Origin of the sequence: Microcoleus sp. D3_18_C2, assembly GCF_036702395.1 — a bacterium.
Lineage (GTDB): Bacteria > Cyanobacteriota > Cyanobacteriia > Cyanobacteriales > Microcoleaceae > Microcoleus.
In genome coordinates this window covers 95,858-105,259 of the sequence record NZ_JAUBTG010000020.1, presented here as the reverse complement: position 1 = coordinate 105,259, position 9,402 = coordinate 95,858, and the positions used below count along the sequence as shown (strand labels likewise).

Here is a 9,402-nt window from a genome sequence, read left to right as displayed (position 1 = left end):
TCATTTTTTAACGTTATATGCTTGCTATGTAAGCATTATAACCTATTTTTATCGTATTTTATGTTTAAGTCCCGTTAGGCGCGAGAATATATTTTTGGACAAAAGTTCCACAGCCAGAATTATTGGCACTTTTCCTGAAAAGTCAGGCTGCGCGCGTATTTTGGAGATAGTAAGTCAGCATTCCTCTAGTCAGCTATTCTAACTGCTGAGAGTATGAGGTCGATCGCCCGATCGCTGACAACCCAGCACCAATTTCTCCTAAATGTAAATGAGTTGACGTTTATGCGCGTCTCTAATCTAGCTCTCTTGACTCTGGCTGCCCTCGCATCCCACAATTTAACTGCTAATACTAGCGCCAATCCTGCTGCACATCCTATTTCTCCTGAGACACCGCAGGCTAGCAACTTTGTTGATGCCGTAAATAATACTGAATCGCGTCCGGCTGAGTCAATTAGCGAGCCTGAGACGATCGCCCACGAACAATTTTCCCCAAATATTACTGTATCCCGTCGGGCTGAGTCAATTAGCGAGCCTGAGACGATCGCTCACGAACAATTTTCCCCGCGAATTGCTGTAAAATCGCCGACAGGTTTGCTCGTAGCTGCCGCTCAACCGGATGTATCTGCTAGTGCAAAAACCAAGGCGAATCCTCCGGCTGCATCCGGCGATGAACTAACAAAATCTTTACAAGAAACCTGGCTAGCTAAATTAATCGAAACCGGGGCTGAAAGCAATCCTCAAGTTCGCGAGGTTTTCGCTTTTATCTCCCCGTCTAGTGGTAGTTCTGAATCTGAATCTGGATATGGTTTTAATACTACCATAACTCTGCTCAATATTTTACTAATTCTTGGTACTGTATTTCCACCGGTGACAATTGCATTTTTTTGGATGATGCGACGGCTGATAATCAAACAGTTGGTGGCTGATGCCAATAAACGATTGCAGGGTATTGGTGTATTGGAATCAGAACTCATAAATTCTAGCCAATTGAATCAAAAGTTGAGGGATGAATTAGCCGCGCAAATGGGTGCAGCTAAACAATCCCTTGATTTTTTAACTAGAGAAACTGAACTTTCCAAATCTTCCGTGGAGCAAATTGAGACTCTCAAATCTCAATTTATTATGCACCTGCAAGTTTTGCTGAGAGAAGTTGACGATAAAAAATCTCAAATTGTTCAAGAAATTGCCCAAGTTCCCGCAGTTGTTGCCAAAGAAGCTCTCAAAGTCGCACATCAACCGGCTTTAAACAATTCCCAAAATTCGCAAACAGCGCCGGCTAGCAATGAAAATTTGATTGCTGACGATTATATCAAGCAAGCCGAAGGGCTTTATTTTCAAGGCAATTATGATGAAGCATTAGTCTGTTTGGAAAAAGCTGTTTTAGCGAATAAATTTTTGCATGAGGCTTGGTATTGGCGCGGAAATGTGTTAATAAAATTGCAGCGCCCGGAAGAAGCACTCGCCTGTTACGACCAATCAATATCTATTAAACCGGATAACTACGAAGCATGGTATAATAAAGCGCATTTGCTAGGAAAATTGCAGAAGTACGAAGAGGCGATCGCCTGTTACGAGCGAGCAAGTTTGAGCGAATCCAGAAAATACGCTTGTTGGCACAGCATAGGGGCTTTGTTGGGTCAATTGCAGCATTACGAAGAAGCGATCGCCAGTTACGATCGCGCCCTGGCTATCAAAGCAACCGACAGCGAAATTTGGCACAACCGAGGCGCGATGCTGGCCAAAGTACAGCAGTACGCAGCCGCAGTTGATTCTTACGATCGCGCTCTTGAACTCAATCCCAACAGATACGAAACTTGGTACAATCGAGGCAATATGCTGTGGAGACTACTCCGCTACAGCGATGCTATTGATTCTTACGATCGGGCGATCGGCATCCGGCCAGACAAATACGAAGTTTGGTACAATAGAGCGGCTGTGCTCGGAAAATTGCAACGATATCAAGAATCGATCGAATCCTACGACAAAGCAATCGCCCTTAAACCGCAGGATTTTGAAGTGTGGCACAACCGAGGCGTAGCTTTCGAGAAACTGTCGCAGCACGAAGCAGCAATTGCCTCTTACGAATCAGCAATTACCCTTAATTCCGAGTGCTACGAAGCTTGGTTTGGCAAAGGCGAATCTTTGGCAAAATTGCAGCGCCCTGAAGAAGCGATCGCAGCTTATGAGAAAGCGATTGCTATTAAGCCAGACTCCTACGATGCTTGGCATCACTTGGGCACAGCTTTGTCAGCATTAAAGCGCTATGAGGAAGCAATGGCAGCTTACGATCGAGCTATTGCCATCAAACCTGACAATGCGGAAGCTTGGCGCGATCGAGGCGCAATTGTATCGGAATTAAAACAGGATACACACGGAAATGAATCGGGTGAAAAAGAGACTTAAATAGTCCTGGATGCACGGGTGGTCAGAAACCGGGTTTTTTGCGAAAATACTGCATCCCGACCTTTAAAACTGGTAAAAACCCGGTTTCTTTGGTATTTATGCGTCCACGACTATTAAATTCAGTCCCAATCCGGTTGTTCAAAATTTATAGGTGCATCCCTCCCGTTGTTGACGAGTATTTAACGAGACTTGATAGCGGGCATTTAAATGCTTTTTGTCTAAGGATTGTCATCTAAATTTTTCGTTTTTTTTCCGCTGCGTTTGGGGCGGTTTTTTTTTATGGTAAATTTAGGTAAGCTGCAAACAAGGAGAATAGTTATATGTCTGTTCAGCTTCAAAAACGGTTATTTACAGTAAAAGAATATCATTTGATGACTGAGGCTGGTATTCTCTCGGAGGGCGATCGGGTGGAATTGATTGAAGGAGAGATTGTTAAAATGGCTGCAATTGGTACTCGTCATGCAAGTTGTGTTAAGCGTCTCACCAGGCGCTTCAGCCTCATTCCAGAAGATCGGGCCACTCTGGGTGTCCAAGACCCTATCCAGTTGACTGAGCGCACTGAACCTCAACCGGATGTTGTATTGTTGCAACCTCGCGCTGATTACTACGCCACAGCCCATCCAGTACCGTCTGAAGTTTTGCTGTTAGTTGAGGTTTCAGATAGTACGGTTGATTATGACAGAGATGTGAAAGTATCGATTTACGCGCGATCGCTCATTCAAGAAGTTTGGCTAGTAGATTTAGTTGAAAATTGTTTAGAAGTTTACCGTCAGCCCTGCCCGAACGGTTATAGTTTAATGCTCAAGTTTTGGCGCGGTCAACAAGTTGCGCCGCTGGCTTTTCCCGATTTAGAAGTGAGCGTTGATTTTATATTGGGTTAGGGCGATCGCGCCACTCGCAAACATACTGCTATCTTGCCTTACAATATATTTAACAGCCCAAATCAGCGCAAGTTCTATTAGGTGGGCAATCAACTGCTGTCTTGCACTTATAGAGAATTTGTGGCTCATTTATAGCGAGAGGTTAGAGCTGAAACACAGGAATCTATAATCATAATTAACGCTACTTTTCTGCAACACTTACTATTCCAAATCTCCTAAATAATTGGACGCAAATTTTAACCTATCCCTAACATTATCGGCGCTAGTAAGATTACGTATTTTTTGAGCGACTCCACTGAAATTCTCATCTTCTATAAGTGATTTATAGCGTTCTCCCAGTTGTTCAAGATTATTAATTTTGCCTTGTTCTAACCTGCGGGCAATAACGACCATTACAGCTTCAAAGTAAGTAGGTATCAATATTTTTTGAGGTTTAAAAGCTTTGTTACCAAGACCTTTATGGATCGCTTCAATCGTTGGGATAAATGCGTTTATTATTTGTTCTTCCGATTGGCGGGCAAGGTGTCTATTTTGCCTCATGTATTGATTTAGAAATTCTTTTAGAGAAGGCTTATAATCGTTGCCCTCGAAGTAAAAAGCCAGGAATCGCAAAATAAGTTCTCGATCTTTCCCGTTTTTATCTGGGAGACCAAATATGTCACGCCACGCTGGGTTTTGATTGAGTTGCCCTAGCAAATTATTGAGTTCGCCGTGATAGATGCAAGCACGAATTTCCTGCGGTTTAAGGATAGTACCTCCGGTATTTAGCCTTTCAAAGATATAATAAATACTACTGTCCTCGCCTTGAGAAAGTGGCTCGACAATTGTAGCGGATACAAGCGAGTCATCTAATTGGCGTCTGTATGGGTCTTTCAGTGATTTATATGTCTCTCTCTCAAATTCTGTATGAACCCCTTTCAGAGCAAACGACTGCCGACTGTTAGGAAACTTGCCTTTGTAGAAATATAAAAGGCTACGTAATCTTTGCTGACCATCAATCACCAGCAGTTTTTTTGTATCTCGCTCTCTTGCTAGAAAGATGCCGGGAACTGGAAGACCAAGCAAGAGTGATTCTATAAAACGCGATGCTTGTTTTGGTTTCCAGACATAAGCACGCTGGAAGTCGGGAATAAATACGTCTTCGCTTTCCAGGCGTCTAACTAGACCCTCTACATCAAAATCTCTTCGATCAACTGCTAGGGAGAATCTGGAGGGAATAATGTCCTCCTCATCTTCCGCGCTATCATCTTCCCCGCTATCCTGAATATCGTTTTCCTGTTCCTCATCCCCTAGATCGTTGGGGGAAGATGGCTCACTGTTTGACTCAAATGTATTCATCTTGTAGCTTCCTTTCTGCCTGAGTTATTAGATATTATAGACCGATCGCTCCCCTCATCTATCTCTCAATATTAAGATTTCCTTAGTTGCTGCCGTGGCGCACAGAAATCGGTGATACAATCAACAGCTTAGCTAGGGGTGCCCGAATATCAGGGCTGAGAAAACACCCTTAGAACCTGAGTCTGGGTAATACCAGCGGAGGGAAGCTGTTTATCAAGGAAATTAAATATGCGTACCGAATGGATCGCTAAGCGTCAGGGGCACACCAATGTATCTCAAATGCACTACGCCCGCCAAGGTGTAATTACTGAGGAAATGCACTTTGTGGCTAAGCGAGAGAATCTCCCGCCAGAACTGATCCGCGCGGAAGTAGCGCGGGGACGGATGATTATTCCCGCTAATATCAATCACCCGAATTTGGAACCGATGGCGATCGGCATTGCCTCCAAGTGCAAAGTCAATGCTAATATCGGTGCATCTCCCAACTCTTCCAATATGGAAGAAGAAGTTGACAAGCTTAAATTAGCAGTGAAATACGGCGCTGATACCGTGATGGACTTGTCCACCGGCGGCGGGAATTTGGATGAAATTCGCACCACGATTATCAAAGCTTCACCAGTGCCGATCGGTACTGTACCAATTTACCAAGCACTAGAAAGCGTTCATGGTAATATGGAAAGTCTGACGCCAAATGACTTTCTTCACATCATTGACAAACACGCTCAACAAGGTGTTGATTACCAAACAATTCACGCCGGAATTTTGATTGAGCATTTGCCCTTGGTAAAAAATCGGTTGACTGGGATTGTCTCTCGTGGCGGCGGCATTTTGGCGCGGTGGATGCTGCATCACCACAAACAAAATCCCCTCTACACTCACTTTAACGACATCATTGAAATCTTCAAAAAATACGATGTTTCGTTTAGTTTGGGAGATTCTCTGCGCCCAGGTTGCACTCACGATGCGTCGGATGAAGCTCAATTAGCTGAACTCAAAACTTTGGGACAATTAACTCGCAAAGCTTGGGAACATGACGTGCAGGTAATGGTGGAAGGCCCGGGCCACGTTCCGATGGATCAAATTGAGTTTAATGTCAAGAAACAAATGGAGGAATGTTCCGAAGCACCATTCTATGTTTTGGGGCCGTTGGTAACAGATATTGCGCCTGGATACGACCACATTACCTCAGCAATTGGGGCGGCGATGGCTGGTTGGTACGGTACTGCAATGCTGTGTTACGTGACGCCGAAGGAACACTTAGGATTGCCGAATGCTGAGGATGTCCGAAACGGGCTGATTGCTTACAAAATCGCGGCTCACGCTGCAGATATTGCACGGGGCCGTCCGGGTGCGCGCGATCGCGATGATGAACTCTCGAAAGCGCGTTACAATTTCGATTGGAACCGTCAATTTGAGCTGTCATTAGATCCAGAACGGGCAAAGGAATATCACGACGAAACTTTGCCGGCTGATATCTACAAAACTGCTGAATTCTGTTCGATGTGCGGGCCTAAGTTCTGTCCGATGCAGACTAAGGTTGATGCGGATGCTTTGACAGAATTAGAGAAGTTTTTGGCTAAGGAACCTGTAGCCCAAAGCTAATTGGATTAATTCGTAGGGTGCGTTAACGCCGTGTAACGCACCGCCAGCCTCATGCACCATTTTAGCTAGTTGACACTCCCCTGCCTGAAGGCGAGGGGATTCTTGGTTCTGCGACATACCTTAAAACTATCTATCCTTGCGGCAGTGTTTAAACCTGGTATCCGTTCAAAAGAACCAAATATCGAGCTTAATTTAGATAGCCTCGCGAGGGTTTGTCTCCCCAAGCTTTCGAGAATTGCTTCTCTTGTTTCTGTGTGCCCCACAGTACATTTTAGAAATAAAAAGTTTAGTCTCTGATTTTGGCTTACATTAGTTAGCCCAGCTATGTTTTTCGTGGTTTTCGCCACCCACCAACCATTATTGTTTTCCGACCAGTCGTTTGAGCGTGGTGTCTCATGTGTATCGGCGGTTATTCAACCTGTAGTCTAGTTATTGTACTCTACAATGAACACAATGCAAAAAAGTTCAAGAAAACAATTAACAAAAGTTGATAATTAATTAAAGCCGTCAAGCTTATGACGGGGCTTTAGACCCAATTTCTTGGTAAAAGATTTACCTGGGTATGTTAACTTGCGCTGTATCTTGGCACATTGAAAGAATGCGGCGATCGTTTGAGCTAATTGTGCGAATAGAATGCAGATTTGTTAGCTGAGTATTGACTTCAATTGTTTGAACTTTTCCGGCTGAGATTGCCTTCCCGTACAATGTATTTCCCTCAATTTTACCAGTGAAGCACGCAAAGTCCGATCGCGGCGCGTAGATTGCACCAACGACGCGATCGTCCTGGCGTTGAAACACGATATAGTTTTGAAGAACTTGGTTGGGCTGTGGCGAATCTCCGTAGAGGTAAATACCATCTGGCAAAGCAGCAACATTAGTCTTCGATGGATTTTGTTGTGCTTGAATGGGTTGTGGCTGAATGCCAACACCAATTAGTGTCAGAGGACAAATAAAGGCTGTTGCCAGTAGTTTCCATTTTCTTTTAATAGATGCAGGTAAGATCATTACTGCTTCTCCTTGCGTCGTCATCTAATATATTAAAACAATCTTCTCTAGTTAATATCTCACTCAGGTTATAATTTCCCTCTGCTAAAATCAGCCGATTGGTATAGATTCTGAACCTGAAAGCTTGCGCTTGTTTAGCACCGAAAACTTTATTTTCCCTTATCCTGCAAGTGCCGGAGCTGATTTTGATAAAATTAGAGCAGACATAGTTTCTAATCCCACCCCATAAAACACCGATCTAACCTTGATGCCGATGCTTTGGCGGAATTAGATAATTTTTTGGCTAAGGAACCTGTAGCGCAAAGCTAGTTGATCGGGTGGGCGGAAACACTCCGCCCACCCTTCCCAATTTACCAGGCGCTAACTTTTTGTTTGGTAGAGCACAAAACATTCTGGATAACTTCTAGAGCAACAGCTTTAACTACATTAATACTTACACTATTACCCAGTTGATGATAAGCTTTATCATCATTAGGATGCAGAATAAAACTATCGGAAAAACCTTGTAACCGCGCCGCCTCGCGGGGAGTAATCCTGCGAACTCGGTTATGATAGTAAACTCCTAATCTATTAGCATCACTGGCAACAATTGTTACAAAAATTTTATGCAGATCGAGAAATTTATAGACTTCAAAGGAAAAGTTACCGGATACAGGTTTGTATTGATTGTTGTTCCGTTGCAGGTACTTTTTTGTTACCAAGGACTCCAGAATTTCATCGAGATTGGGATGAGCAAAAAAAGTAGCTATTTGCTCTTTAGTTAATAGCTTGCCATCTTGGTCAGCTCCAAATTCTTTATTGCGCCTTTTCAAGATAAAAAGATTCATTAATTCAATTTCGTCTAAACTGCACTCGCCTCGCAAACCCAGTTCCCAAGAATGAATCGAATTGCCACCGCGATAGTCAATTAGCCGCCTACCGTGCAGTCGGCTGAAATCATTGTTAACTATTTGTTTCAAGGCATTAACAAATTCTGGCGAACAATCATATTTTGGATCTGGATTGTCTTCCAAAATATCTGCAACTGTGACAGGTTGACTTAACGGGGAAAATAACGATAGCTGTTGATGACTAGAGGAATGCGAATCTTTTGGGCCTACGTCGGTAATTAGCTTAAATTGGGGCGAAGCATTTAAAATTCCTACTAGGTAAACTCGGACACGGTTCTGAGGTAAGCTAAAGTTAGAGCTGTTAAGCAAGAAATAATCGAAGCTGTAACCTCGGCTTTTGATTTCGCCCTTAATAGTTTCGAGGGTTCTGCCGCCGTCGTGGCTGACAAGCCCCCGCACGTTCTCGAAAATAAATGCTTGAGGTTTAAAGGTATCAATTAACCTTGCAATCTCAAAAAATAGGGTGCCTCTGGTGTCTCCAAAGCCCTCTTTTTTGCCCGCATAGGAGAAAGACTGACAAGGAAATCCCGCTAGTAAAATTTCATGTTCAGGGAGTTTGTCAATTAATCGGATGTCGCCTAAAGGTGTGTCGGCAAAGTTTTTATGGTAAACTAATTGAGCGTCGGGGTTGATTTCGCTGCTTAATACGCATTCTGTTTGCAGATTCAAAGAACGAGCGGCGGATTCAAACGCTAATCTCATGCCGCCTATTCCTGAGAATAAGTCAATAAAACGGATTTTTGGCATAGCCTTACTTTAAGTCGGATGGGTGGAGCGCTTCGGGAGACCCATTACCAAAGTTCTAAGTTTTTACTACAGTTAACTGTTAACAAAGAGTTGGGTTTCGCTTCGCTCCACCCATCCTACCCCACGGTTCCACTTATTCTCTTGCCGCTAAGTTTCTTGCAAGACGTTGTGAATCAGTTCTGCTGCTAGTTGTAGTTTATCGCGGTGGGTGAGGGCTTCCATATCAACGGTGACGATAGACCGTTGCTTGGGTGTAGTTGCAGCGGCGGGTGCAGCGGGCAACTCTAAAGTTTCGTAGAAATAATCAATTGGCTTGCCATACACAGAGGCAAATGCAGGTAGTTCCCTCTCCGCGTCTACTTTGCGCTTCCCGTGTTCGATACAAGACAGGGCTTGCTGACTCATGGTTACGTTATAGCGAATCTCTAGCTGTTCAATCACCTGCTCTTGGGTCAAACCTAGTGATTCACGGATAGCCTTGAGACGCTTACCAAGGGAAAACGCCATATCAGAAAATCGTGTAAATGATAATAAAT

8 protein-coding genes and 1 riboswitch are annotated in these 9,402 nt (G+C 43.8%); of the genes, 3 read left to right on the top strand and 5 right to left on the bottom strand.

Going from position 1 to position 9,402, the window contains the following annotated elements:
* The first annotated feature begins 213 nt into the window (after positions 1-213).
* Both QUA88_RS14805 and QUA88_RS14800 read left to right on the top strand, forming a co-directional pair.
* Complete coding sequence (locus QUA88_RS14805; protein WP_333272370.1) at positions 214-2,403, top strand: tetratricopeptide repeat protein; 2,190 nt, start codon at positions 214-216, stop codon at positions 2,401-2,403.
* A gap of 320 nt (positions 2,404-2,723) precedes the next feature.
* Positions 2,724-3,284 (top strand): Uma2 family endonuclease, encoded by a 561-nt coding sequence (locus QUA88_RS14800; RefSeq protein ID WP_333055194.1) that lies wholly within the window; start codon positions 2,724-2,726, stop codon positions 3,282-3,284.
* On the opposite strand, the gene QUA88_RS14795 is transcribed toward QUA88_RS14800, so the two are convergent.
* Together QUA88_RS14795 and QUA88_RS14790 are read right to left on the bottom strand one after the other, a co-directional pair.
* Positions 3,252-3,413 (bottom strand): hypothetical protein, encoded by a 162-nt coding sequence (locus tag QUA88_RS14795; protein ID WP_333272367.1) that lies wholly within the window; start codon positions 3,411-3,413, stop codon positions 3,252-3,254. The two genes, QUA88_RS14800 and QUA88_RS14795, sit on opposite strands and share 33 nt — an antisense overlap.
* A gap of 72 nt (positions 3,414-3,485) precedes the next feature.
* Entirely contained in the window at positions 3,486-4,622 is a 1,137-nt protein-coding gene (locus tag QUA88_RS14790) for a DUF262 domain-containing protein (protein WP_333055193.1), read from the bottom strand.
* Between the two features lie 124 nt (positions 4,623-4,746).
* Positions 4,747-4,843: riboswitch (TPP riboswitch) on the top strand.
* 7 nt (positions 4,844-4,850) lie between these two features.
* Between QUA88_RS14790 and thiC the strand changes: the two genes are divergently transcribed.
* Positions 4,851-6,224 (top strand): phosphomethylpyrimidine synthase ThiC, encoded by a 1,374-nt coding sequence (gene thiC, locus QUA88_RS14785; protein WP_333055192.1) that lies wholly within the window; start codon positions 4,851-4,853, stop codon positions 6,222-6,224.
* A 552-nt stretch (positions 6,225-6,776) separates the two neighbouring features.
* Here the strand turns inward: thiC and QUA88_RS14780 are convergent.
* The 3 genes from QUA88_RS14780 to QUA88_RS14770 form a co-directional block, all read right to left on the bottom strand.
* Positions 6,777-7,229 carry a hypothetical protein gene (locus QUA88_RS14780; protein WP_333211593.1) on the bottom strand — a complete coding sequence of 151 codons (453 nt, stop codon included), beginning with the start codon at positions 7,227-7,229 and terminating at the stop codon, positions 6,777-6,779.
* Between the two features lie 350 nt (positions 7,230-7,579).
* On the bottom strand, positions 7,580-8,866 hold the full coding sequence (gene dcm / locus QUA88_RS14775) for a DNA (cytosine-5-)-methyltransferase (protein ID WP_333272364.1): 1,287 nt from the start codon (positions 8,864-8,866) through the stop codon (positions 7,580-7,582).
* A 147-nt stretch (positions 8,867-9,013) separates the two neighbouring features.
* Positions 9,014-9,373 (bottom strand): helix-turn-helix transcriptional regulator, encoded by a 360-nt coding sequence (locus QUA88_RS14770; RefSeq protein WP_333055186.1) that lies wholly within the window; start codon positions 9,371-9,373, stop codon positions 9,014-9,016.
* Positions 9,374-9,402 lie beyond the last annotated feature (29 nt).